At 71.7% G+C, this 23513-nt stretch carries 22 protein-coding genes; 5 read left to right on the forward strand and 17 right to left on the reverse strand.

Annotated elements, in window-relative coordinates; translation table 11 throughout:
- Positions 1 to 296: 296 nt before the first annotated feature.
- The gene (locus tag ACZ6C1_RS08215; RefSeq protein ID WP_469238927.1) at positions 297 to 1046 is read left to right on the forward strand and encodes a hypothetical protein; all 750 of its coding nucleotides are present in this window, start codon (positions 297 to 299) and stop codon (positions 1044 to 1046) included.
- Between the two features lie 16 nt (positions 1047 to 1062).
- Here ACZ6C1_RS08215 and ACZ6C1_RS08220 read toward each other — a convergent pair whose 3' ends face one another.
- Positions 1063 to 2007, reverse strand: a complete 945-nt coding sequence (locus ACZ6C1_RS08220; protein ID WP_469238928.1) for a helix-turn-helix domain-containing protein — start codon at positions 2005 to 2007, stop codon at positions 1063 to 1065.
- A gap of 93 nt (positions 2008 to 2100) precedes the next feature.
- Here ACZ6C1_RS08220 and ACZ6C1_RS08225 point away from each other — a divergent pair, with 93 nt between their 5' ends.
- From ACZ6C1_RS08225 to ACZ6C1_RS08235, 3 genes are all read left to right on the forward strand, one after another.
- Entirely contained in the window at positions 2101 to 3669 is a 1569-nt protein-coding gene (locus ACZ6C1_RS08225) for an alpha/beta fold hydrolase (protein WP_469238929.1), read from the forward strand.
- 163 nt (positions 3670 to 3832) lie between these two features.
- Positions 3833 to 5014, forward strand: coding sequence for a L,D-transpeptidase (locus ACZ6C1_RS08230; protein WP_469238930.1), 1182 nt, complete (start codon positions 3833 to 3835; stop codon positions 5012 to 5014).
- A 102-nt stretch (positions 5015 to 5116) separates the two neighbouring features.
- Complete coding sequence (locus ACZ6C1_RS08235) at positions 5117 to 6718, forward strand: CocE/NonD family hydrolase (RefSeq protein ID WP_469238931.1); 1602 nt, start codon at positions 5117 to 5119, stop codon at positions 6716 to 6718.
- Between the two features lie 262 nt (positions 6719 to 6980).
- Here ACZ6C1_RS08235 and ACZ6C1_RS08240 read toward each other — a convergent pair whose 3' ends face one another.
- From ACZ6C1_RS08240 to ACZ6C1_RS08290, 11 genes are all read right to left on the reverse strand, one after another.
- Positions 6981 to 7427, reverse strand: coding sequence for a DUF6278 family protein (locus tag ACZ6C1_RS08240; protein ID WP_469238932.1), 447 nt, complete (start codon positions 7425 to 7427; stop codon positions 6981 to 6983).
- A 48-nt stretch (positions 7428 to 7475) separates the two neighbouring features.
- Positions 7476 to 8255, reverse strand: a complete 780-nt coding sequence (locus tag ACZ6C1_RS08245; RefSeq protein ID WP_469238933.1) for an exodeoxyribonuclease III — start codon at positions 8253 to 8255, stop codon at positions 7476 to 7478.
- Positions 8256 to 8298: 43 nt separating this feature from the next.
- Positions 8299 to 8931, reverse strand: a complete 633-nt coding sequence (locus ACZ6C1_RS08250) for an MBL fold metallo-hydrolase (RefSeq protein ID WP_469238934.1) — start codon at positions 8929 to 8931, stop codon at positions 8299 to 8301.
- 21 nt (positions 8932 to 8952) lie between these two features.
- Entirely contained in the window at positions 8953 to 10401 is a 1449-nt protein-coding gene (gene pcaDC, locus ACZ6C1_RS08255) for a bifunctional 3-oxoadipate enol-lactonase/4-carboxymuconolactone decarboxylase PcaDC (RefSeq protein WP_469238935.1), read from the reverse strand.
- A gap of 128 nt (positions 10402 to 10529) precedes the next feature.
- On the reverse strand, positions 10530 to 11084 hold the full coding sequence (locus ACZ6C1_RS08260) for a hypothetical protein (RefSeq protein ID WP_469239098.1): 555 nt from the start codon (positions 11082 to 11084) through the stop codon (positions 10530 to 10532).
- 11 nt (positions 11085 to 11095) lie between these two features.
- On the reverse strand, positions 11096 to 12253 hold the full coding sequence (locus ACZ6C1_RS08265; RefSeq protein WP_469238936.1) for an ROK family glucokinase: 1158 nt from the start codon (positions 12251 to 12253) through the stop codon (positions 11096 to 11098).
- 113 nt (positions 12254 to 12366) lie between these two features.
- Positions 12367 to 13209 (reverse strand): ATP-binding cassette domain-containing protein, encoded by an 843-nt coding sequence (locus ACZ6C1_RS08270; protein WP_469238937.1) that lies wholly within the window; start codon positions 13207 to 13209, stop codon positions 12367 to 12369.
- On the reverse strand, positions 13206 to 14261 hold the full coding sequence (locus ACZ6C1_RS08275; RefSeq protein ID WP_469238938.1) for an ABC transporter permease: 1056 nt from the start codon (positions 14259 to 14261) through the stop codon (positions 13206 to 13208). Before ACZ6C1_RS08275 ends, ACZ6C1_RS08270 begins: the two co-directional genes overlap by 4 nt.
- On the reverse strand, positions 14258 to 15283 hold the full coding sequence (locus ACZ6C1_RS08280) for a sugar ABC transporter substrate-binding protein (protein WP_469238939.1): 1026 nt from the start codon (positions 15281 to 15283) through the stop codon (positions 14258 to 14260). Before ACZ6C1_RS08280 ends, ACZ6C1_RS08275 begins: the two co-directional genes overlap by 4 nt.
- Positions 15284 to 15393: 110 nt before the next feature.
- The gene (locus ACZ6C1_RS08285; RefSeq protein WP_469238940.1) at positions 15394 to 16398 is read right to left on the reverse strand and encodes a substrate-binding domain-containing protein; all 1005 of its coding nucleotides are present in this window, start codon (positions 16396 to 16398) and stop codon (positions 15394 to 15396) included.
- A 155-nt stretch (positions 16399 to 16553) separates the two neighbouring features.
- Positions 16554 to 17273, reverse strand: a complete 720-nt coding sequence (locus tag ACZ6C1_RS08290) for a GntR family transcriptional regulator (protein WP_469239100.1) — start codon at positions 17271 to 17273, stop codon at positions 16554 to 16556.
- Positions 17274 to 17437: 164 nt separating this feature from the next.
- On the opposite strand from ACZ6C1_RS08290, the gene ACZ6C1_RS08295 reads away from it, so the two are divergent.
- Positions 17438 to 18445 carry a Gfo/Idh/MocA family protein gene (locus ACZ6C1_RS08295; protein ID WP_469238941.1) on the forward strand — a complete coding sequence of 336 codons (1008 nt, stop codon included), beginning with the start codon at positions 17438 to 17440 and terminating at the stop codon, positions 18443 to 18445.
- On the opposite strand, the gene ACZ6C1_RS08300 is transcribed toward ACZ6C1_RS08295, so the two are convergent.
- The 5 genes from ACZ6C1_RS08300 to allB all read right to left on the reverse strand — a co-directional run bounded on the left by ACZ6C1_RS08300 (position 18434) and on the right by allB (position 23475).
- A complete protein-coding gene (locus ACZ6C1_RS08300; protein WP_469239102.1) occupies positions 18434 to 18859 on the reverse strand; it encodes a PaaI family thioesterase in 426 nt (141 codons plus the stop codon). The two genes, ACZ6C1_RS08295 and ACZ6C1_RS08300, sit on opposite strands and share 12 nt — an antisense overlap.
- Positions 18860 to 18867: 8 nt before the next feature.
- Positions 18868 to 20046 carry a cytochrome P450 family protein gene (locus ACZ6C1_RS08305; protein WP_469238942.1) on the reverse strand — a complete coding sequence of 393 codons (1179 nt, stop codon included), beginning with the start codon at positions 20044 to 20046 and terminating at the stop codon, positions 18868 to 18870.
- Positions 20047 to 20129: 83 nt separating this feature from the next.
- On the reverse strand, positions 20130 to 20750 hold the full coding sequence (locus ACZ6C1_RS08310) for a dihydrofolate reductase family protein (protein WP_469238943.1): 621 nt from the start codon (positions 20748 to 20750) through the stop codon (positions 20130 to 20132).
- Positions 20751 to 20968: 218 nt separating this feature from the next.
- A complete protein-coding gene (gene alc / locus ACZ6C1_RS08315) occupies positions 20969 to 22081 on the reverse strand; it encodes an allantoicase (protein ID WP_469238944.1) in 1113 nt (370 codons plus the stop codon).
- Positions 22082 to 22086: 5 nt separating this feature from the next.
- A complete protein-coding gene (gene allB / locus ACZ6C1_RS08320; protein WP_469238945.1) occupies positions 22087 to 23475 on the reverse strand; it encodes an allantoinase AllB in 1389 nt (462 codons plus the stop codon).
- Positions 23476 to 23513 lie beyond the last annotated feature (38 nt).

Genomic DNA, 23513 nt, shown 5'->3' on the forward strand with positions numbered 1-23513 from the left:
CCGCGACAGCACCTAGATGCTGGGGGCGGATGCGTCGTCCTCCCCCATCACCACGGCACCCCCACAACCGACCTCCCTGTGTTTTTGGTTGTGTGTCGGGGGGGGGGGGGCCCCCCCCCCCCCCCCCCCGACCGCGAGGACCGTGGCGGCGACAGCGGCGAGCGAGACGTTACGTACGTGGGACCGACGCATCCGTACCTCCAGTCAACGACCGTCCGCGCAGCCTAACTTCGTGGGCAGCCCCTTGCCAGGACCGCCTCGAACAACGTTCCACTCCCCCGCTACCATGCGCGCCCATGTATGAAGACCTGCTCAACATCGTGCTCGGCGTCATCGCCACCGGGGTCAGCGCGTCACTCGGCTGGATCGCCCGCACCGCGCTGTGGCGCCGCAAGCTCCGCCGCAAGCAGGCCTTCTTCGGGCTGCCGGGCAACGCGGAGTGCCTGCTCGTGGTGAACCGCGAGGCGGGCGGCGAGGGTGCGGTGCACCGCTTCGACACGTTCGCGCTCCTGGAACTGGCGGCGCTCATCAAGGACTGCGGCGCCCACGCCCGGATCGTGTACCACGACGCCACCCAGCAGGGCTTCGGTGAGCGGCCCGAGTTCTGTCTGGGCGGGCCGTACTCGAACCGGCGGATGGCCGCGCACCTCGCCACCCTGCTCCCCGGCGTCGACGTCAACGTCGAGCTGGATCCCGGCCCGGAGCGGGGCGCGTTCACCATCGGTTCGAAGGTGTACCCGGTGGACGCGGGTTCGTCCGAGTACGTCGTCCTCGCCCGGCTCACCGCCGGCGAGGGCGCCCGGCCGGTGTTCCTGTTCTGCGGCCAGCGCGCCATCACCAACCAGGCGGCCACCCGCTACCTGGTGCGGCACCACGAGAAGCTGGCGCGGAAGTACGGGGCCGACGGCTCCTTCGTGCTGCTGCTGAAGGTCGTCAATTCCCAGGCGTACGGTCCCGACGTCGTCGAGCTGGTCGCGGATGTGACGCGTGCCGCGCGGTCCCCGGCACCGGCACCGGGGCAGACCGTGGAACCGGCCGGCGACTAGGGCACGCCCCGGCCGGTCAGGCGGCTTCCGGGCGGGTGGTCCGGGCGTCCAGCGCCGTGAGCAGCCAGTCGTGGGCGGTGCCGGGGGTGGGTTCCGGGCGGCCCGACGGGGAGCTGATCAGTACGGCGGTGAGGTCCCAGTACCGGTCGATCCGCGGGTCCGACGCGAGCTGCCGGCTCAGGCTCCGGCGGAAGGCGGGGGTGTCGCGCACGCCGAGCGAGCGGGCGTAGGCCGTGACGAAGCAGTCGAGTGCCTCGCCGTCGGACGGGGGGCGCCCGGCCCGGAGCTCCGGTGCCGCGAGGGCGTACGCCTCGGTGAGGCCTTCGTAGAGCACGGCTGGGCGCCAGCCGTCGCCGGTCCGGTGGGCGGCCGGCTGGCAGGGGGCGTCGCTCAGGCACGGTCCGGAGACGAGGGCGTGCAGCCGGGCGAAGGCCAGGACCTGTTCGGGGGTCGGGTCGTCGGGGGGCTGGGGCACCGCCTGTTCGAGGAACGAGGACAGCAGCCGCGCCGGGAACCGTGCCGGGAGCCAGCGCTTCCAGAACCGCGCCGGCGCGTCGGTGCTCGGCGGGGCGGACACGGCGCCGACCAGGCGCAGTCGCTCCGCGCGCTCACCGGGCGGGCAGTCCCTGATCAGCCGCAGGGCGGCCTCTCGCCAGCGCAGGGCCGCCATCTGGGTGCCGAGGTCCCGCAGCCGTCCGGCGACGACGTTCTCCAGGGCGTCGTCGAGGCCGTCGTCCTGGCCGAGGATCCGGCCCACGTCGGGGACCGGCAGATCCAGTGCGCGCAGCGAGCGGATCAGACGCAGCCTGTCGAGCGCCTCGGGGCCGTACCGCCGGTGCCCGCCGGCGCTGCGGGCGGCCTCGGGCAGCAGACCGCGGTCGGAGTAGAAGCGGACGGTCTTGACGGTGACGCCCGCGTGCTCGGCGAGCTCCCCGATGCTCCACAGACTGTCGGGCGACACGACTTGAACCTCCCTCAGGGGGAGTTCCTACCGTACCGGCGGACGGGACGGCCACCACGGCCGGCCCGGGGACGGAAGTACGAGGAGGGGTTCATGACGGCGTTCATCCTGGTGCCGGGGGCGCACACCGGCGGCTGGGTCTGGCGGGAGGTGGCCGATCGGCTGCGGGAGGCCGGGGCACAGGCGCATCCGGTGACGCTCACGGGCACGGGCGGCGAACCGCACCGGCCCGGCACGCCGGAGACCGCCACGGCGGCCGATGACAGGAACACCGGTCCGGAGAGCCATGTCGCGCGGCTGGTGCGGCTCATCGACCGGGTGGAGGCCGATGAGGTGGTGCTGGTCGGTCACTGCTACGGCATTCACCCGGTGTTCGGCGCCGCCGATCGGCGCCCGGAGCGGGTTTCGCGGATCGTCCATGTGGATGTGGGCATGCCGCGGGACGGCCGGCCGGCCCTCGACCTGCTGCCGGACCAGGACCTGCGCGCACGGCTGGCGCACCTGGCGGAGCACGGGGAGACCGGCGGCGGGGCGGACGAAGCGGGGGCGGGGATGCTCGCGGCTCCGTCGCGGGACGCCTGGGGTCGCTGGGGCAGTCTGGACGGCGTCCCCGCCGGGGCTCTGGACCGGCTGGCCCGGGAGGCCGCGCCGCAGCCGCTGGGTACGCTCACGCAGCCGCTGCGGCTGACCGGGGCGGTGGGTGACCTGCCGACGACCGGCGTGCTGTGCACCGGGAACGGCCCGGGCATCGAGACGTTGCAGGCGCTGATGGCCCTCGGTGACCCGGCCCTCCAGGCGCTCGCCCACCCCCGGGTCGGCTTCTTCGAACTGGCCACCGGGCACTGGCCGATGCTGTCCGCACCGGACGAGCTGGCGGACGTGCTGCTCAGGGCCGCGGCCGGGGAGGGGCACCGGCTGACGCCCGCCGAGGAGCCGGCGCACCTGCGGCCGTTCCTCCTGGACGTCCCCGAGGGCTGGCGCGAGCGTGCCGGTCGGGTGGATCTGTATCTGCCCGACGACCTGGACGAAAGCCCGGGCCCGCGGCCCGCGGTGGTTCTCGTGCACGGCGGCCCGGTGCCCGAGGGCGTGCGTCCGACGCCTCGGGACTGGCCCGCTTTCACCGGGTACGGCCGGTACGTGGCCGGGCTGGGGGCGGTCGGGGTGACGCTGGACCACCGGCTGCACACGCTGACCGACTACCCGCGCGCCGCGGAGGACGTGGCGGCCGCGGTCGAGTTGGTGCGCGCCGATCCGCGCGTCGACCCGGACCGCGTGGCGCTGTGGTTCTTCTCGGCCGGCGGGCTGCTGTCGGCGGACTGGCTCGCGGCCCCTCCGGCGTGGCTGCGGTGCGTCGCGGCGACGTATCCCGTCCTCTCGCCGCTGCCGAGCTGGGGGCTCGGCGAGTCCCGGTTCAGGCCCGCGCGGGCGGTGACCGGGGCGGGGCGGCTGCCGTTGGTGCTGACCCGGGTGGAGCGCGAACGTCCCGAGATCGCGCGGACGGTGACGGAGTTCCTGGCCGCCGCGGAGGAAAGCGGGGCCGAGGTCGAGGTGGTGGACGTGCCAGGCGGCACACACGGTTTCGAGACGACGGACCACAGCGAGGCGGCGCGACGGGCGGTGGAGCGGGCGGTACGCGCCGTGCTGGGTCACCTGCGCGGCTGAGCCGGCGGACGTACGCACACGCTGCCGGGTGCGTGCGGAACGGGGCGGGCTTGCGGCCCTCAATCCGGGCAGGGGTGGGAAATTTCCGGCATCCCCGAGGCAACCCGCGGCCTCCCCGCACCCTCTCACCTGGGGACGAAAGATCGCATCGGAGGTTTTCCAGGTGACCCGCACACGCCCGCGCAGCCCCTTCCGCACCGCCGCCCTGGCCGGCACCGCGGTTCTCGCCGCGGCCGCCCTGACCGCGTGCTCGGGCGGTTCGGGGAAGGCCGAGGCCGACGGCAAGGACACCAAGCCGGACACCCGGATCTCGGTGAACCTGACCGGCAAGCAGGCCAGGGCCGGCGAGCCGGTGAAGGTGACCCTCGCCGAGGGCAAGCTCCAGCAGGTCACGGTGACCGACTCCAAGGGCGCCACGCTCAAGGGCACCGTCTCCGCCGACGGCCGCACCTGGACCTCCGCCCGCAAGGCGGCGCCCGGCACCGGGTACACCGTCGAGGCGCGCTCCGTGGACGGCGGGACCGCGAAGGCCGACTTCGCCACCGCCGCGCCCGAGAAGGTGAACAAGCTGACGCTGGCGCCGGGCAAGAACACCACGGTCGGTATCGCCCACCCGCTGTCGATCGTCTTCGACCACCCGGTGAAGAACAAGGCCGAGGTCGAGAAGCACCTCAAGGTGACGACCTCGAACAACACGGTGGGCTCGTGGGGCTGGATGGAGGACTGGTCGGGCAAGGACCGGGTCGACTGGCGCCCCAAGGAGTACTGGAAGCCCGGCACCAAGGTCACCCTCCAGGCCGAGCTGAACGGCGTCGACTCGGGCGACGGCGGCTGGTTCGTGCGCGACTACACGACGAACGTGACCATAGGGAAGAACCAGCTGGTCAAGGTCGATCTGGACAACCACCGGCTGAAGCTGATGCGGGACGGCCAGGAGGTCAAGGACATCCCGATGTCGGGCGGTACGCCGGGCGGCGACAAGGCGTCCTGGCGCGGGAAGACGGTGCTGATGTCGAAGGAGGGCACCATTAACATGCGCTCCGAGACGGTCGGCCTGGGTGACGCGTACGACAAGATGGTCGACTACTCGATGCGGCTGACCTGGTCCGGGATGTACGCGCACGCCGCGCCCTGGAACGCCCGTTACATGGGCAACGCCAACAAGAGCTCCGGCTGCATCGGCATGGACACCCCGGACGCGCGGTGGGTGTACGACCAGGTGCAGGTGGGTGACCCGTTCGAGGTGGAGGGCGGCGACGCCAAGGGCACCCAGGCGCTCAACAACGGGTACGGCGAGTGGAACCTGTCGTGGGCGGACTGGCAGGCGAAGAGCGCCACTCGTTGACACGACGTCCAATAATCGTTACCGGTGCGTAACTTACCGACGGGTTACCTCCGGTAAGCCACCCGTGCTTTCCTTCGGTTCACCTTTCAAGCGTTGACAGCGATGGGGGAACGAACCGTGGTAAAGCCGCGCACAACCCTGCGCACATCGGTGCGTACGACGACGACCGGCGCCGTCTCGGCCGCCCTGCTCGCCGGGACGGCCCTGGGGTTCGCCCCCAGCGCCGCCGCCACGGAAACCACCGGCGGTATACGGTTCGTCGACATCACCGGCGACGGCGGCACCCTGCTGAAGGCCAATGTCGTCACCCCGGCGGACTCCGACGGCACCCGCCGGTACCCGGTGATCGTGCTGCCCACGAGCTGGTCCATGCCGCAGGTCGAGTACCTCGCCCAGGCGCAGAAGCTCGCGGACGCCGGATACGTCGTCGTCAGCTACAACTCACGCGGCTTCTGGCAGTCCGGCGGTCACATCGAGGTCGCCGGCCCGCCGGACGTCGCCGACGCGTCCAAGGTCATCGACTGGGCACTGGCGCACACCCCCGCCGACCCGGACCGGATCGGCATGGCGGGCGTCAGCTACGGCGCCGGTATCAGCCTGCTCGCCGCCGGGCACGACAAGCGCATCAAGGCCGTCGTCGCGATGAGCGGCTGGGCCGACCTCATCGACTCCATCTACAGCGGCCGCACCCAGCACCTCCAGGCCGCCGCGATGCTGGGCGGCACCGGCTACCTCACGGGCCGCCCGAGCGCCGAACTCCAGCAGACCCTCAAGGACTTCCTCGCCTCCAACCTCGACAAGGAGGAGGAGATGATCGCGTGGGGGGCCAAGCGCTCCCCCGCCTTCCGGCTGGACAGCATCAACGCGGGCGGCGCCGCCATCATGCTCGGCAACGCCTGGGGCGACACCATCTTCCCGCCCAACCAGTACGCCTCCTTCTACGAGAAGCTCACCGGGCCCAAGCGCCTGGAACTGCGGCCCGGCGACCACGCCACCGCCGAGGCGACCGGCCTGCTCGGTCTGCCCAACGACACCTGGACCAACGCGCACCGCTGGTTCGACCACCACCTCAAGGGCGTCGACAACGGCATCGACCGCGAACAGCCGGTCCAGCTCAAGTCCCGCACCGGCGGCGGCTACGAGGGCTACCCGGACTGGAAGTCGGTGGGCGCGAACGAGCGCAAGATCGCCCTCGCCGACACGCGGAAGGTGTACGCGAACATCGACTCCGGCGCCAACGGCGGCGTCGTCATGCTCTCCAGCACCCTCGACCAGTTCCTGAAGCTGCCCCCGATGGCTTCCATCCCCCTCCTCCCCCGCTCCTTCGCGGCCGTCTGGCAGTCCGAGCGCTACGACTCCGCGCAGCGCGTCCGGGGAACGGCGAAGCTCCACACCACGGTCACCAGCACCGAGTCGAGCGGCACCCTCGTCGCGTACCTCTACGACGTGGGCCCGCTCGGAATCGGCAAGCTGGTCAGCAACGCCCCGTACACCTTCCACGGCAAGACGCCGGGCCGGCCGTTCGCCGTCGACCTGGAGCTGTTCTCCACCTCCTACGACGTCCCGGCCGGCCACCGGCTCGCCCTGGTCGTCGACACCGTCGACCCGCTGTACATCGAGCACAACCCGTCCGGCGCGCGGCTGACCTTCTCCTCGCCGTCGTCCGACCCGTCGTACGTGTCGGTCCCGCTGCGCGAGAAGTGATCTCCGGCCGCTGCCGGGCGGGGCCTGGCCCATCAGGTCTGTCGGCACCCCGACTCGCCGCCGCGTTCCCTCCGCGCCCTGTCCCGGCGCGGAGGGGCCACCGGCACGTCACCCAGCTCGATCAACGGATCGACGGCCATACGCTGCCCTGCCCCATTCTCAGCTGTGTCGAGGTCAGCGCAAACTATCCAGCCCGGAAAGGGACTTCACACCGTCGACACGCATAAAGGCCGCATAAGCCGTATAACCACCCCAACCGCCGCTATCCCTCGGCGGCCTCCGCATACACCTGGGAGAGCTCCGGGGAACCGCTGATCGCCCAGTCCAGACCGGCCTCGACGACATGGATCTCCCGGCCCGAGACCAGCCGCACGACCGGGTGGCCCCCCGGGGCCAGGTGCCAGTGCGCACCCGGCACCGTCCGTACGATGACCGTACCGAGGTACAGGCCGGCGTCGTTGCCGAGCCAGGGCAGCTCCTCGGGGTCGTCGCGCCAGCGCGGCGGGAGCTGGTCGATCGCCTCCAAGGACCGGGGGGTGTCGTCCAGTTGGACCCCGAACCCCTGTACCCGGGCGCGCAGCAGATCGCACTCGGCGAGCATGTCGGCCACGCCCTCCGGGTCGTCGCCCTTCGGGTCGCGCTCCACCGCAGAGGCGGCGGGTCCGCCGCCGTGCCGTTTACGCCAGGCGTCCAGGAAAGGGATGTTCATACCGCCCAGCGTCGCACCGAACCCACCGGGCGCACTACAGGGCGCGCGCTAGACGTCCAGGTCGACGACGACCGGGGCGTGGTCGGAGGCACCCTTGCCCTTGCGCTCCTCGCGGTCGACGTAACTGTCCTTGACCGCGTCGGCGAACGGCTTGTTGCCGTACACCAGGTCGATGCGCATGCCCCGGTTCTTGGGGAAGCACAGCTGGCGGTAGTCCCAGTAGGTGAACGGGTGGTCGTACTTCAGCGGGCGCGGCACCACGTCGGTGAGCCCGGTGTCGCGCAGCCCGGCGAGCGCGGCGCGCTCGGGCTCGGTGACGTGCGTCGAGCCCTCGAAGAAGGCGCGGTCGAAGACGTCGTCGTCGGTCGGCGCGATGTTGAAGTCGCCGAGCACCGCGAAGGGCCGGGGGCTCGCGGCGTCGTCGGCGACCGCGCCCTTGAGCGCCTCCAGCCAGCGCAGCTTGTAGGCGTAGTGCTCGTGGGCGACCTCACGGCCGTTCGGCACGTACACCGACCAGACCCGGACGGGGCCGCAGGTCGCGGAGATGGCCCGCGGCTCGGCCGCGCCGTCGTACTCCGGCCCGCCCGGCAGGCCGTGGACGACCTCCTCCAGGCCGACCCGGGAGACCAGGGCCACGCCGTTCCACCGGCCGGTGGCGTGCACCGACGAGGCGTACCCGAGCTCGCGCAGCTCGTCGGTGGGGAACTGGTCCGCGGTGCACTTGGTCTCCTGGACGCACAGCACGTCCGTACCGCTGCTCTCCAGCCAGGCCAGCAGGCGGGGCAGCCGGGCAGTGATCGAATTGACGTTCCAGGTGGCGATGCGCATGCCCCACAGCCTAACGGGGGCCTGTGACAACCGGGGTCGGCCGTCAGAGGTCCCTGGAGTCCCCGGGAGCGAGCCGGCCGTGGTCCGTGCCGCCCAGCCCGCCGATCTGACGGTCGTAGATCGGCCGGGCCAGATCGGTGAGCAGGGCGTCGTGGATGTCGATGGCGCGCCGCGGCCCCACCTCGCGTACGTAGTCGATGACCTCGGAAATCTTGCTCCAGGGGGCCATCACCGGAAGCATCAGCGTCTCCACCGGCCGGTCGGGGACGGTGAGCGCGTCACCGGGGTGGAAGAGGGACCCGTCGACCAGGAAGCCGATGTTGGTGATGCGGGGGATGTCGGGGTGGATCACCGCGTGCAGTTCGCCGTGCACCTGGACGTCGAACCCGGCCGCGGTGAAGGTGTCGCCGTGGCCGACCGTGTGGACACGGCCGGGGAAGGCCGCCGAGATCTTCTCCGCGACGCTGCGCAGCGTCCAGATCTCGACGGCCGGGTCGGCCTCCAGGGCCGCCCGCAACCGTCCCTCGTCGAAGTGGTCGGGGTGTTCATGGGTGACCAGAACGGCGTCGGCGCCGAGCGCCGCGTCCTGTTCGCTGAAGCCCCCGGGATCGACGACGAGCGTGCGCCCGTCCTTCTCCAGCCGGATGCAGGCGTGGGACTTCTTGGTCAGCTTCATGGGGCCATCCTTCCCGGTGGATCAGACGTCCGGTGTGGTCTCCTCCAGGATCACCTCGCGGGCGACGCGGAACGCCGAGTTCGCCGCCGGGACGCCGCAGTAGACGGCCGTCTGGAGCAGCACTTCCTTGATCTCGGCGGGCGACAGGCCGTTGCGGAGGGCGGCACGGGTGTGGAAGGCGAGCTCGTCCAGGTGGCCGCCGGCGACGAGGGCGGTCAGGGTGACGGCGCTGCGGGTCCGGCGGTCCAGGCCGTCGCGGGTCCACACCTCGCCCCAGGCGTAGCGGGTGATCAGCTCCTGGAAGTCGCCGGTGAAGGCGTCGGCGGCGGCCATGGCGTGGTCGACGTGGGCGTCTCCCAGCACCTCGCGCCGCACCTTCATCCCGGCGTCGTACGGGTCGGGCCGCCCGGCCGCGGCGGGCGTGGGCGCGGGCGCGGCGGGCACGGCGGTGTGGGCGACGGCGGACGGTACGACGCCGGACGCGGACGGTACGGCACCATGCGGTACGGCTCCGGACGCCGCCGGGACGGCCTCGGCGGGCGGGACGGGCGGGACCGCGGCGGGCGGGACGGAGTGCGTGACCGGGACCGGGGCGGGCGCCGTGGGGGTGAGCGGGGCGGCGATGGCCGGGATCACCGGCGGCGCGGCGAGGGCGGTCATGGTGTCCTGCCACGACGTGGAGAAGTGCCGTACCAGCAGGTCGGTGACCGCCGCGGGCTGCTCCACCGGGGCGAGGTGGGACGCGCCGGGCACCACGGCGAGGCGGGCGTCGGGGATGCCGGCGACCAGGTGGCGGGCCTCGGCGGGCCCGGTGACGCGGTCCTCGGAGCCGACCAGCACCAGGGTGGGGACGCCCACGCGGCCGAGGTCGGCGCGTACGTCGAAGGCGGCGAGCGCCTCGCACGCGGCGACGTAGGCCCCGGCGTCCGTGGTGCGGACCATCTGCACGGCCCACTCGACGATCGCGGGCTGGGCGGCGGCGAAGCCGGGCGTGAACCAGCGCTCGGGCGCGGTGCGGGCCATCGGGTCGAGGCCGTTGGTGCGGACGATCACACCGCGCTGACGGAACTCGTCGGCGGTGCCGAAGCGGGGCGAGGAGGCGCTCAGGGCGAGCGAGGCGAGACGGTGCGGGGCCCGCAGTGCCAGGTCGGTGCCGATGGCGCCGCCGATGGAGCATCCGGCGTAGCCGAAGCGCTGGACGCCCAGTTCGTCGAGGGTGGCCAGCAGCCGGTCGGTGAGCTCGGCGACCGACGTCGCCGGGTGCGCGGGGGCGCCGCCGTGGCCGGGCAGATCGAAACGGATGACCCGCCACTGACGGACGAGCTCGGGTATCTGCCGGTCCCACATGTGCCAGGTGGTTCCGAGCGACGGGCCGAGGATGAGGACGGGTGCGTCATCGGGGCCGTCGGACCGGTACTGGAGGGTGAGGGGGCCTGCGGGCTGAGGTTCGGTCGTCTGCGTCTGGCTCACTCGCTCCAGGGTAGCCAGCGGAATCACCCCCTCCGGTCAGGGGGGTCCTCCGGTCAGGAGCGCCTCCGTCCGGGAGCGCCTCCGTACGGGAGCGCCTCCGTACGGGAGCCGGGTGCCGGGCGAACCGGTCAGGGGGTCGCGGTCGAGACCACGTGCACGCGGGGGGCCGCCGGGTCGGTGAGGTCGACGGTGATGTCCTGGGTGGGGCGCGGGTCCTTCTGGCGGTGCGTGGTGGCGGACCAGTCACGGCCCGCCGGGAACGTCCAGCCCACGGTGCGGGCGTCACGGTCGCTGATGGAGACGTCGTCGGCGTCGAGCGCGGCGCGGCTCGTACCGACGTCGTTGAGGAAGTCGTCCAGCCCCGTCCCGCTGGTGGTGAACTCGACGTACAGCCTGCTGGACTTCCAGTTGCTGGTCTCGAAGTAGGCGACCTCGGTCGAGCCGGCCGGGATCGGGACCTCGAAGACGCGGCGCTTCATCTTGGACGGCCAGCTGTCCCGGAGTCCGGTGACGGACGACTCGGCCTCCTTGTCGCGGCCGCTGGCGCGGCTCTGCTGGGCGGAGATCACCAGATACCCGGCCGGGATGCCGATGAGCAGCACGATGACGACGGCCGTCAGGACCCGGCGGCGGATCATGCGCCGCCGCTCCTCCGGGGACGAGGGCTGGTTCAGTACGGACATCGCTGACATGACTACGGTTCCTGGGTGGGGGTCGAACGGCCGGTGCGGATGGCCTGGGCGTACCGCTCGTACTTCTCGTAGCGCTCCAGGCGGCGGCGGTTGGCGCGCCGGAAGCGGCGGGCGACGAGCCGGGCGAGGTCGGCGGCGCCGACCATGCCGGCCTCGGGACCGAGCTGGGCCTTGGCGATCCGGGCCTCGGGGCGGTAGCCACGGCCGGTGAGGTGGCGGCGGAAGGCGTCCCGGGCGGGGCCGATGAGGAGGTCGTCCGCGGCGCTGACACCACCGCCGATGACGAAGCAGGACGGGTCGAGGGCGGCGGCCAGGTTGGCGATGCCGACGCCGAGCCACTGGCCGATGTCCTGGAACAGCTCGACGCACATCGCGTCGCCCTCACGGGCGAGCTCGGTGATCAGCGGGCCGGTGATGTCGGGGACGGAGCCCTTGACGCGCTCGATGATGTTGTACGCGACCGGTGAGTCGGCCGCGGCCAGCTCGCGGGCCTCCCGGACGAGGGCGTTGCCGGAGCTGTACTGCTCCCAGCAGCCGCGGTTCCCGCACGGGCAGCGGTGGCCGCCGGGCACCACCTGCATGTGGCCGAACTCGCCGGCGACGCCGTACTTGCCCCGCTTGACCTGGCCGCCCTCCAGGATGGCGCCGCCGATCCCGGTACCGAGCGTGATCATCACGAGGTGGTCCTCGCCGCGGCCCGCGCCGAACCGCCACTCCGCCCAGGCGGCGGTGTTGGCGTCGTTGTCGACCATGACGGGGACGGCGAGCCGGGCCTGCAGCGAGTCGCGCAGCGGCTCGTTGCGCCAGGCCAGGTGGGGGGCGAACAGGACACGGCTGCGGTCGGCGTCGACCCAGCCCGCGGCGCCGATGCCCACCGCGTGCACGTCGTGCCGGTCGGAGAGGTCCAGGACCAGCTCGGTGATGGTGTCCTCGACGACCTTGGCGCTCTTGGACTTGTCCGGTGTCTCGGTCTTGATCTGTTCCAGGATGCGGCCGTCGGCGTCGACGACGCCCGCCATCACCTTCGTACCGCCGATGTCGATGCCGACGGTGGGGACGCGGGGCGCGGTCAGGTGCGAGCGGCGCTCGCGGGCCGAGACGGTCCGCAGGACGGTGGCGCGGGCGGAGCCCCGGTGGGCGAAATCGCGGTACGTGCTCACGAGTCCTGTCGTCCTGGTGGTGGGGGGGCCGGGAGGTGGGGGTCCGGCGGCGGACGGCGCCCGCCGCCCCCGATTCTGCCAGCTACGCGGCCGGGGGCGGGGGCGCGCCGTGCTCAGGGAGCCGGGGCGGGAGGCACGTCATGGCCGCCGACCCGCGCGGGGGCCGGGGCCCTCTCCAGTTCGTGGCGGAGGTCCTCGAGCTCGCTGCCGCCCGCCATCTGGCGGGTGAGTTCGTCGAGCGTGACGGAGTCCTTGGTGTGGCTCGCCGACATCACCCCCCGCTTCAGCAGGATGAAACGGTCACCGACCAGATACGCGTGGTGCGGATTGTGCGTGATCAACACCACGCCCAGACCCGCGTCGCGGGCGGCGGCCACGTACTTCAGGACCACGCCGGACTGCTTGACCCCCAGCGCGGCGGTCGGCTCGTCCAGGACGAGGACCTTGGCGCCGAAGTGCACGGCACGGGCGATCGCCACGCACTGGCGCTCACCGCCCGAGAGGGTGCCGATCGGCTGGTCGACGTCACGCAGGTCGATGCCCATGCGCGCCAGCTCCGCGCGGGTAGTCTCGCGCATGAGGTCGACGTCCAGGCGCTTGAAGGGGCCCACGCCCTTGGTGGGCTCGGAACCGAGGAAGAAGTTCCGCCAGACCGGCATGAGCGGCACGACCGCCAGGTCCTGGTAGACGGTGGCGATGCCCCGGTCGAGCGCCTCGCGCGGCGAGGCGAGGGAGGTGTCCTCGCCGTCGATGCGCAGGGTGCCGCCGTCGTGCGTGTGGAGTCCGGCGATGATCTTGATGAGGGTGGACTTGCCGGCGCCGTTGTCACCCAGGACGCAGGTGATCTCACCGGCGTGGACCCGCAGGGAGACGCCTTCGAGGGCGCGGATGTTGCCGTAGTACTTGCTGACGTCGTCGAGCTCCACAAGTGGAGTGCTCACAGGGGGAGTGCTCATGTCGTTGCCTCCGCGCGCTTGCGGACCCAGGCGTTGAGCAGGGTCGCGAGAAGGAGCATCGCCCCGAGGAAGAACTTGAACCAGTCCGGGTTCCACTCCGCGTACACGATGCCCTTGCTGGTCATGCCGAAGATGAACGCGCCGACCGCCGAACCGATCGCCGAACCGTATCCTCCGGTGATCAGGCAGCCGCCGATCACGGCCGCGATGATGTAGATCAGCTCGTTGCCCACGCCCTCGCCGGACTGGACGACGTCGAACGAGAACAGCAGGTGCTGTCCGGACACCCAGGCGCAGAAGGCCACCCCCATGTAGAGGCCGATCTTCGTCGTACGGACCGGGACGCCCACCGCGCGGGCCGCGTCGGCACCGCCGCCCACCGCGAAGATCCAGTTGCCGAACCGGGTCCGCAGCAGGATCCAGGTGGCGAGGGCCACCAGGCCGAACCACCACAGGATGGTGACCTTGATGTCGACGCCGCCCAGCGAGAACTGGGAGGCGAACAGCGCCTGGGCGGAGGCGAAGCCCTCCATGTCGGCGATGGTCCTGGTCGACACGGTGCCGCTGATCAGCTTGGTCAGGCCGAGGTTGAGGCCGGTCAGCATCAGGAACGTACCGAGCGTGATGATGAAGCTCGGCAGTTTGGTGCGGGTGAGCATGACGCCGTTGAAGACGCCGATGGCGAGCGTGACCAGGAGCGACACTCCGACGCCGACCCAGACGTTCGCCGTCATCTGGTAGCTGAACATCGACGAGATCAGCGCCGCGCTCGTCACCAGCACACCGGCCGACAGGTCGAACTCGCCGCCGATCATCAGCAGGGCGACGGGGACGGCCATGATGCCGATGGTCGAGGCGGCGTAGAGGACCGTGCCGAAGCTGGAGGCCCGCAGGAAGCTGTCGGCGACGATCGCGAAGAAGAGGAAGACGGCGACGGCTCCGACGACCGAGCCGAGCTCGGGGCGGCCCAGGAGGGTGCGCAGCGGGGAGGTGCGCAGGAGGCGCTCGTCGGCGGGGGCGCCGTCCTTGACGGGTGGTGCGGTCGCGGTCATCGGGTTCCTCGCTCCGTGAATTCCGCCAGCGCGGCGGCGTCCTTCTCGGTGATGATCTGCGGCCCGGTCAGCACCGGCCGGCCACCGCCGAGCACGTCGGCGTTGTACCGGTACAGCCAGAGCAGGTCGACGGCCTCGTACCCCTGGAGGTAGGGCTGCTGGTCGACGGCGAAGCCGAGCTGCTTGCTCTTCAGCCCGGTGGCGACCTTGGCGTTGAGGTCGAAGGTGTCGATCTCGGCCTTCGACCCGGCGGTCCTCTTCGCCTGGACGGCGGCGTCGGCGAACGGCGCGCCGAGGGTGACGACGGCGTCGATGGAGGGGTCGGTCTGGAGCTTGGCCTCGATGGAGGCCTGGACGTCGGGCATGTTGGTGCCGTCGACGTACAGGTTCTGCAGGTCGCCGCCGAAGGTCTTCTTCACCCCGGCGCAGCGCTGCTCGTGGCCGACGTTGCCCTGTTCGTGCAGAACGCACAGGGCCTTCTTGCGGCCTCGCTCGTCCAGCTCGTCACCGACGGCCTCACCCGCGATCGTCTCGTCCTGCCCGATGTGGGTGAGGGCGCCGAACGCCTTGGACTGCTCCGAACCGGAGTTGACGGTGATCACCGGGATGCCGGCCTTCACGGCCCGGGCGACGGACGCCTTCATCGCGTCGGGCTTGGCCAGGGTGACGATCAGGCCGTCGACCTTCTTGTCGATGTAGGAGTCGACGAGCTGCGCCTGCTGCTGGCCCTCGTCGCTGTGGGCGTACAGGAAGTTGATGTTGTCCTTGACGGCCGCCTGCTTGGCGCCGTTCTGGACGATGTCCCAGAAGGTGTCGCCATCGCCGGAGTGGGTGACCATGGCGATGGTCCACTTCGGGGTGTTGACGGCGGACCGGCCCTCGGCGGCTGCGGCCCTGCGGGCGTCCTCGGCGCGTTTGCCGCCGGTCGCGCTGCATCCCGCGACGGCTCCCGCGAGGGACACTCCGAGCACCGTCGCCAGCACCGCGCGGAGCGCGCGTACCCCTGTCCGAACCCTTGCCACGACGCCGTGCCCCTCTTGCCGTTCTCGCTGTGTCTGCTGTGCCTGCTGTGGTTGTCGTGCTTGCTGCCGTACGACTGGCCAAGTATGGGTCATGGTGATGTGCCCGGATTTCATCGGGTACCGCGGCCGGTCAGTTCCTCCAGCACCGGTACGTCCTTCCCGGTGACGAGGGCCGGGCCGGTGAGGACCGGCTTGCCACCGCCGACGATGTTGAGGTTGTCCTTGTGGAGCCAGAGCCCGTCGACGGCGAGGTAGCCCTGGAGGTAGGGCTGCTGGTCGACGGCGAAGCCGATCTGCTTGGCCTTGAGCTGGGCGACGACGGCGGCGTTGAGGTCGAAGGTGTTGATCTCGGCGCCGGAGCCGGCGCTCTGCCTGGCCTTGACGGAGGCGGCGGCGAACGGGGCGCCGAGGGTGACGACGGCGTCGATGTCCTTGGCGCTCTGGAGCTTGGCCTCGATGGAGGAGGTCGCCGCGGGCATGTTGGTGCCCTCGACGTTGAGGTTCTCGACGGTGCCCTTGAAGGTCTTCTTCACTCCGGCGCATCGCTCTTCGAGGGAAACGTTTCCCTGCTCGTGGATGACGCAGAGCGCCTTCTTCTTGCCGCGGGCGGTGAGCTCCTCGCCGACGGCTTCGCCGGCCACGGCCTCGTCCTGGCCGATGTGGCTGATCGCCCCGAAGGCCTTGGAGTGCTGCCCGCCGGAGTTGATCGTGACCACCGGGATGCCGGCGGCCACCGCCTTGGCGACGGACGCCTTGACCGCTTCGGGCTTGGCGAGGGTGACGATCAGGCCGTCGACCTTCTTCGCGACGTACGAGTCGATCAGCGCGGCCTGCTCCTTGCCCTCCTTGTTGGCGGCGTAGAGGAATTCGACGTTGTCCTTGGCCGCGGCGGTCTTGGCGCCGCTCTGGACGATGTCCCAGAAGGTGTCGCCCTCGCCGGAATGGGTGACCATCGCGATGGTCATGCGTGCGGTCGCGGCGGGCTTCCCGCCGCCGGAGGTGTGCGTGGTGCCGTTCTCGGAGTCCTTGCCGCCCGAGCTGCTGCATCCGGCGGCGGTGACGGTGAGTGCGACTGCGGTCAGCAGGGCTGCTGCCGCCGTGCGGGTGGTGGGCATCGTGGATCCGCCTTGTCTCCCCGGCGCCGCCCGATTGCGGCTGGGTGAGTTTCTACGGGGGCTGAGCGGGCCCGTCAATACTTTGTCCGAACATTCTTACGCGGCAGACGGCGTGCGACGGACAGGAGACGGCATACGACGGACGGCACACGGCCCTACGGCCGCACGAGGAGCTGGAACTCGAAGGCGTACCGCGACGCCCGGTAGATGTGCGAGCCGAACTCCACCGCCCGGCCGGTGTCGTCGAAGGTGGTCCGCTCCATCGTCAGCAGCGGGGCGCCCTTCTCCTCCGTGAGCAGCTCCGCCTCCGGGCCCGTGGCGGCCCGCGCGCCGACCTTCTGGCGGGCGCTGTGCAGGGTGATGCCGGCGGAGCGCATCATCCGGTAGAGCCCCGTACCCTCCAGCAGCTCGTTGTCCAGGTCGAGCAGCCCCAGTGGCAGGTGGTTGCGCAGCCGTGCCATCGGCTCGTTGTGGGCGAACCGCAGCCGCTCCACGTACCGGACGTCGGTGCCTTCCGGCACGCCGAGCGCGGCGGCGACCTCGGCGGGTGCGGGCTCGACGCGGTTGGCCAGGACGGTGGTGGCGGGACGCTGACCGGCCGTTTCCAAGTCGTCGTACAGGCTGCTGAGCTCCAGGGGGCGTTTGACCTGGCTGTGCACGACCTGGGTGCCGACACCCCGGCGGCGCACCAGCAGACCCTTCTCGACGAGGGCCTGGATGGCCTGGCGGACGGTCGGCCGGGACAGGCCGAGCCGGTTCGCCAGCTCGATCTCGTTGCCGAGGAGGCTGCCCGGGGTGAGCGTCCCGCGCTCGATGGCCGCCTCCAGCTGCTGAGAGAGCTGGAAATAGAGCGGGACCGGGCTGGTGCGGTCCACGCTCAGGGGCAGTCGCACGACGGAACCGGTCTCTTCTCTGGCTGCTCGGGTCTGCTTGGGCACGGGCCGAGCCTATCCACAGGAAATGATGACGGGAAGTTGTGAAGTCATGTTGTCAGGACAAAAGCTTGACACGATGACGTCGCGGCACCACCTTGGGGGCCATGCGCATCGGACTCATCGGAACGGGACGTATCGGGGCCTTCCACGCGGGCGTGCTCAGTCGCCACCCCGAGGTGGGAGCTCTCGTCGTCGCCGACGCCGACCCCGGCCGGGCGGCCCAGGTCGCCGAACTCACCGGCGCCACGGCCGCGCCGACCGTCGACGACGTCTTCGCCTGGGGGGTCGACGCGGTGGTCATCGCCTCGGCCACCTCCTCCCACGCCGAACTCATCGCCCGCGCCGCCCGCGCCGGCCTGCCCACCTTCTGCGAGAAACCCATCGCCCTCGACCTGCCCGGCACGCTCGGCGCGCTCCGCGAGGTGGAGGCGGCCGGCACCCAGCTCCAACTGGGCTTCATGCGCCGCTTCGACGCCGGTTACCGGGCCGCCCGCGACGCCGTCCACTCCGGGCGCATCGGCCGGCTGCACACCGTCCGGGCCATCACCTCCGACCCGGCACCGCCGCCCGCCGCCTACCTCCCGCTCTCCGGCGGCCTCTACCGCGACTGCCTGGTCCACGACTTCGACATCCTGCGCTGGGTCACCGGCCGCGAGATCAGCGAGGTGTACGCGACGGGCTCGGACGGCGGCCACGCGATGTTCCGCGACGCGGGCGACGTCGACACGGCCGCCGTGCTCCTCACGCTCGACGACGGCACCCTCGCCACGGCGACGGCCACCCGCTGCAACGGCGCCGGGTATGACGTACGGATGGAACTGGCGGGCGAGCACGACCAGATCGCGGTGGGTCTCGACGACCGGACGCCGATCACGTCGACCGAGCCCCTCGGCCCTCCCCCGGCCGACAAGCCGTGGCCCGGGTTCCTGGAGCGGTTCGCCCCGGCGTACGAGGCCGAGCTGGACGCCTTCGTCCACCTCGCGCGCGGCGAGCTGGCCAACCCCTGCGACGGTCACGAGGCGTTGCGGGCGCTGCGTGTCGCCGAGGCGTGCGAGCTGTCCCGCCGCGAGCGCCGCCCGGTGCGGCTGGACGAGGTGCCGTCAGCGCTCTGATCCGTTCACCGACAGGACCGTGCCCTGGGCCACCGCGCACAGGGTCTCGGTCCCGTCCTCGTCCACCGTCAGCAGGTCGCAGCGCACCACCGCCTGCCGTCGGCCCGCGTGGACGACCGAGGCGCGGGCCAGCAGCGTGCGGCCGGTGGCCGGGCGGACGTACTGGATGGAGAACCCGGCCGTGAGCACCGCCGGCCCCAGCGCGCTGCCGGCGGCGAAGGTGATCGCGTTGTCGGCGGCGTACGACAGCACCCCGCCGTGCAGGAAGCCGTTCTGCTGGCGCAGGTCGTCACGGACGTCCACCTCCAGCACGGCCTCACCGTCCTCGAAGGCGCAGATGCGGGCGCCGACGAGCCGGCTGAACGGCTGGCTGTCGAGGACCTTGCGGGCGAGGGACAGGTCGAAGCCGGTCATGTGCGTCGTCACCACCTGACGGGAAGGCGGCGGACGCCGCGCATGAGGAGGCCGGGCAGCCAGTCCAGTGGCCCGGCCGAGGGGTCGAGGGACAGGGAGGGGAAGCGCTCCAGCAGGCCGCGGATCGCGATCCGGCCCTCCAGGCGGGCCAGCGGGGCGCCGAGACAGTGGTGGACGCCGTGGCCGAAGGCGAGGTGCCCGGCCGTGTCGCGGCGGATGTCGAAGCGGTCGGGGTCCGGGAACCTCTCCGGATCGCGGTCCCCCGCGCCGATGCCGACGAGGACGACGGCACCCGGCGGGATCACCGTGTCCCCGACCGGCACGGGCTCGCGCGCGAACCGGGCCGTGCCGGTCTCGACGGGGCCGTCGTAGCGCAGCATCTCCTCCACCGCGCCGTCCAGCAGGCCGAAGTCGGCGCGCAGGGCCGCCAGTTGGCCGGGGTGGGTGAGGAGCGCGCGCACGCCGTTGGCGATGAGACCGACCGTCGTCTCGTGCCCGGCGATCAGCAACAGGTAGGCCATGGCGCGCAGTTCGGCGGCCGACAGCCGGTCGTCGCCCTCCGGGCCGGTGTGCAGCAGCGCCGAGAGCAGGTCGTCGGTGGGGCCGGCGCGTCGCTTGTCCTCGATGAGCTCGTCCAGGTAGCGGCCCAGCGCGTGCACGGCGGCGTTCTCGTCCTCCCCGCGCCTCGGTGCGACGATCTCGCCGGACCAGGCGCGGAACGTGTCCCGGTCGGCGGCGGGGACGCCGAGGAGTTCGCAGATCACCGTGATGGGCAGCGGGAAGGCGAGCGCGTCGACGAGGTCGGCGTGCCCGGCGGGCGCCATGGCGTCGAGCAACTCGTCCGTGATGGCCTGGACGCGCGGGCGGAGGGCCTCCACGCGCCGCCCGGTGAACTCTCGGGCGACCAGTCTGCGCAGCCGGGTGTGGTCGGGCGGGTCGAGAACCAGCAGGTACGGGCCGATGACCGCTTCGTCGAGCATCCGGTACCCGGCCGCCGAGGGTGACTTCGACAACCGGGGGTCGGCGAGGGCGGCCCGTGCCTCGGTGTGGCCGACGATCAGCCAGGCCTCGGCGCCGGTGGGCGTGCGCACCTGGTGCACGGGACCGCTCTCGCGGAGTTTCGCGTAGTACGGATAGGGGTCGGCGGTGAACGCCTCGCCGTACTCGCTCAGATCGACCGTGACCATCGGCCCAGCCTATGCGTCTTCTCTCCGGCCGGGTGTCGTTCCGGGACGTTCGGCGGCAGTACGGCGCCGGATGCCGCGCGGGCTCACTCGCCCAGTTCGAACGTGCCGAACTGCGCGGGGCCGGTGGGCCGGTAGGTCTGGATGGTGACACCGGTGGATGTGGTGCGGTGGCCGGTGAGTTCGAAGGCGGTCGGGGTGCCGCCGTGGGGGAACAGACGCCGTCCCTCGCCGAGGAAGACCGGGAAGACCAGGAGGTTCAGCTCGTCGACCAGGCCGAGGGCGATGAGGCTCTGGGCGAGGCGGGCGCTGCCGTGGACCTGGATCTCGCGGCCGGGCTGCTCCTTGAGGCGGTTCACCTCCTCGCTCAGGTCGCCCTCGATGACGGTGGAGTTGTGCCACTCGGCGCGGTCGAGGGTCCTGGAGACGACGTACTTGGGCAGGGTGTTGAGACGGCTCGCGATCGGGTCGTTCTCGTCGGTGACCTTCGGCCAGTAGGCGGCGAAGATCTCGTACGTCCGCCTGCCGAGGAGGAAGCAGTCCACCCGGCCGAACACGTCGTCCATGAACCGGCCGAAGTCCTCGTCCGCGAAGGGGACGCTCCAGCCGCCGTACGCGAAGCCGTCGGTGCGGTCCTCGTCGGGGCCGCCCGGGGCCTGCATCACGCCGTCCAGTGTCATGAAGGTGGTGAGGGTGAGCTTGGCCATGGCCGGTGCCTTTCGTTTCCGTCACGTCGGTCTTCATCGTGGGTCACAAGCTCAGACCGTGCCTCCGGACGGAACTCATCGGTGGACGGGCACCGGATTGCGAAAAAGGCGCCGCGGCGCTCGCGCGGAGGGCCGTACGGGCGAAAAGCGGGGGCGCACCGGTGCTGTCCTTCCGGTGCGCCCCCGCATACGGGCAGGTGTCGTGCTGCCCGGGTCGGTCAGCTCAGCTCGTCGTGGCGGGCCGACAGGCGCTTGGCACCCTCGTCCGTCAGCGAGCCGAACAGGCGGAGGCGGGAGATGCCGCCGTCCGGGTAGATGTCGATGCGCACATGGGTGCCGACGACCGGCTCGGGCAGGACGAACCGGTGGTTGGTGTCCGGCTGGAGGCGGGTGCGCGGCAGGAACTCGGTCCACTCGCCGTCCTCGCCGTCGCGTGACGACAGGGCCGCCCAGCCGGCGCTGTTGCCCTTGAGGTAGGCGGTGTCGATCTCGACCGCGCGGATGGCGGACTGCTCGACGAGCTGGTAGCGGATCCAGTCGTTGCCCTTGTCACGGCGGCGGCGGGTCTCCCAGCCGTCGTCCATCTTGCGGGAGCGGCCGGGCTGGATGGTGTTGGTGGCGGGCGAGTAGAAGCGGTCGGAGGCGTCCTCGACACGGCCGCCGTTCTCCAGCGCGACCACGTCGAAGGTGCCGAGCACGCCGAGCCACGCCGGGTCGGGGGCGACCTCGCCGTACACGCGCAGGCGGGCGATGCCGCCGTCGGGGTGCTGCTTGACGCGCAGGTGCGTGAAGCGCCGCTCGACGTCGACGGCGAAACCGTTCGCCGCGTGGCCCCCGATGGCGGTGCGCGGGACGAGTGTCGTCCACTCGACGTCGTCGGCCAGCAGCCGCTCGGGCGACGGGGAGCCGGCCACGGAGGTCGCCTCGACGGAGACGGCCTGCGGGTAGTTGCCGCGGAAGTGGGCCGTGTCGACGACGATGCCGCGTACGACGCCGGGGGCGCCGAGGCGTACCAGCGCCCAGTCGTGGTCGTCGTCCGTGGGGTGCGGCTCGGTGGCGGAGACACCGCGGCGGCGGCGGGTCTCCCAGCCGTCCATGATCTTGCCCTTGTGGCCGAAGTGCTCGGGGTCGAACTCGGCGGGCTCCGGCTTGAGCATGTTCTCGCGCTCGGCGAAGAACTCGTCGTTGGCGGCGATGACGCCCGCGCCGAGGCGGCGGTCGGCCAGGTCGACGAGGCCGGTGAAGGGGAAGTCGGCGGTGCGGTAGTCGGCGTACGGGTCACCGCCGCCGTAGGGGCTGGCGTCGCCGGTGAAGGACGGTATGCCGGTCACGGGGGTCACTTGTTCCTTTCGAGCAGCCGGCCGTTCGGCTCGGCCAGGGTGCCGTTGTCGACGATGCGTACGCCACGCAGCCAGGTGGACTTGACGACGCCGTGCAGGGTCTTGCCCGCGTACGCCGTGACGCGGTTGCGGTGGTGGAGCTCCGCCGGGTCGACGGTGAAGGTCTCGTCGGGGGCGAGGACGGCGAAGTCGGCGTCGCGGCCCACTTCGATGGCGCCCTTGCGGTCGAGACCCGCGAGCCGGGCCGGGGCGGTGGACATCCAGCGGACGACGTCCTCCAGGGTGCGGCCGCGGCGGCGGGCCTCGGTCCAGATGGCGGGCAGGCCGAGCTGGAGGGAGGAGATGCCGCCCCAGGCGGTGGAGAAGTCGGGGGTCTTGAGGTCGGCGGTGGAGGGCGAGTGGTCGGAGACGATGCAGTCGATCGTGCCGTCGGCCAGCCCCTCCCACAGGGCGTCCTGGTTGGACGCCTCACGGATGGGCGGGCAGCACTTGAACTCCGTCGCGCCGTCGGGGACCTCCTCGGCGGTGAGGGTGAGGAAGTGCGGGCAGGTCTCGACGGTGATCGTCACGCCCTCGCGGCGGGCGGCGGCGATGAGCGGCAGCGCGTCGCTGGAGGAGAGGTGCAGGACGTGCACGCGCGCGTCGAGCCGCCTGGCCTGGTCGATGAGGTTCTCGATGGCGGTGTTCTCGGCGTCGCGCGGCCGGGAGGCGAGGAAGTCCGCGTACTTCGGCGAGCTCTTCTGCGGGGCGGCGGCGAGGTGGTGCGGGTCCTCGGCGTGGACGATCATCAGGCCGCCGAAGCCGGCGATCTCGGCGAGGGACGCGGCCAGCTGCTCCTGGTCGAGCTGGGGGAACTCGTCGACGCCGGAGGGCGACAGGAAGCACTTGAACCCGAAGACGCCGGCGTCGTGCAGCGGACGGAGGTCCTTGACGTTGTCCGGCAGGGCGCCGCCCCAGAAGCCGACGTCGATGTGGGCCTTGGAGCGGGCCACTTCCTGCTTGGTGCGCAGGTTGTCGACCGTGGTGGTGGGGGGCAGCGAGTTGAGCGGCATGTCGATGAGGGTGGTGATGCCGCCGGCCGCGGCCGCGCGGGTGGCGGTCCAGAAGCCCTCCCACTCGGTGCGGCCCGGGTCGTTCACATGGACGTGGGTGTCGACGAGGCCCGGGAGGACGACATGGTCGCCGACGTCCTCCAGGCGGGCGCCGGCGGGCACCTCGGCGTCGTGGGGCAGCACCGCCGCGATCCGGCCACCGGCGACGGCGACCGAGGCGGGGCGGGTGCCCTCGGGGGTGATGACGCGCGTCGAGCGCAGTACCAGAGTCACGTTCGTGTCCACGTCCACGCCCTGTCCCGGGTTGCCGTTCAGGTCCACGTTCCCGTCCACATCGCCTTCCACATAGCCTCACATCGGTCGGTCGTACC

The organism is Streptomyces sp. NPDC041796 (assembly GCF_055590785.1).

What these genes read in the sequence shown, in the direction of transcription:
- ACZ6C1_RS08240 (WP_469238932.1), bottom strand. Translation starts at nt 7,427, where the DNA reads ATGAACATCCCTTTCCTGGACGCCTGGCGTAAACGGCACGGCGGCGGA.
- ACZ6C1_RS08260 (WP_469239098.1), bottom strand. Translation starts at nt 11,084, where the DNA reads ATGTCCGTACTGAACCAGCCCTCGTCCCCGGAGGAGCGGCGGCGCATG.
- ACZ6C1_RS08275 (WP_469238938.1), bottom strand. Translation starts at nt 14,261, where the DNA reads ATGACCGCGACCGCACCACCCGTCAAGGACGGCGCCCCCGCCGACGAG.
- ACZ6C1_RS08295 (WP_469238941.1), top strand. Translation starts at nt 17,438, where the DNA reads ATGCGCATCGGACTCATCGGAACGGGACGTATCGGGGCCTTCCACGCG.
- ACZ6C1_RS08250 (WP_469238934.1), bottom strand. Translation starts at nt 8,931, where the DNA reads ATGAAGCTGACCAAGAAGTCCCACGCCTGCATCCGGCTGGAGAAGGAC.
- ACZ6C1_RS08305 (WP_469238942.1), bottom strand. Translation starts at nt 20,046, where the DNA reads ATGGTCACGGTCGATCTGAGCGAGTACGGCGAGGCGTTCACCGCCGAC.
- ACZ6C1_RS08245 (WP_469238933.1), bottom strand. Translation starts at nt 8,255, where the DNA reads ATGCGCATCGCCACCTGGAACGTCAATTCGATCACTGCCCGGCTGCCC.
- ACZ6C1_RS08310 (WP_469238943.1), bottom strand. Translation starts at nt 20,750, where the DNA reads ATGGCCAAGCTCACCCTCACCACCTTCATGACACTGGACGGCGTGATG.
- ACZ6C1_RS08270 (WP_469238937.1), bottom strand. Translation starts at nt 13,209, where the DNA reads ATGAGCACTCCCCCTGTGAGCACTCCACTTGTGGAGCTCGACGACGTC.
- ACZ6C1_RS08235 (WP_469238931.1), top strand. Translation starts at nt 5,117, where the DNA reads ATGGGGGAACGAACCGTGGTAAAGCCGCGCACAACCCTGCGCACATCG.
- ACZ6C1_RS08285 (WP_469238940.1), bottom strand. Translation starts at nt 16,398, where the DNA reads ATGCCCACCACCCGCACGGCGGCAGCAGCCCTGCTGACCGCAGTCGCA.
- ACZ6C1_RS08215 (WP_469238927.1), top strand. Translation starts at nt 297, where the DNA reads ATGTATGAAGACCTGCTCAACATCGTGCTCGGCGTCATCGCCACCGGG.
- ACZ6C1_RS08225 (WP_469238929.1), top strand. Translation starts at nt 2,101, where the DNA reads ATGACGGCGTTCATCCTGGTGCCGGGGGCGCACACCGGCGGCTGGGTC.
- ACZ6C1_RS08300 (WP_469239102.1), bottom strand. Translation starts at nt 18,859, where the DNA reads ATGACCGGCTTCGACCTGTCCCTCGCCCGCAAGGTCCTCGACAGCCAG.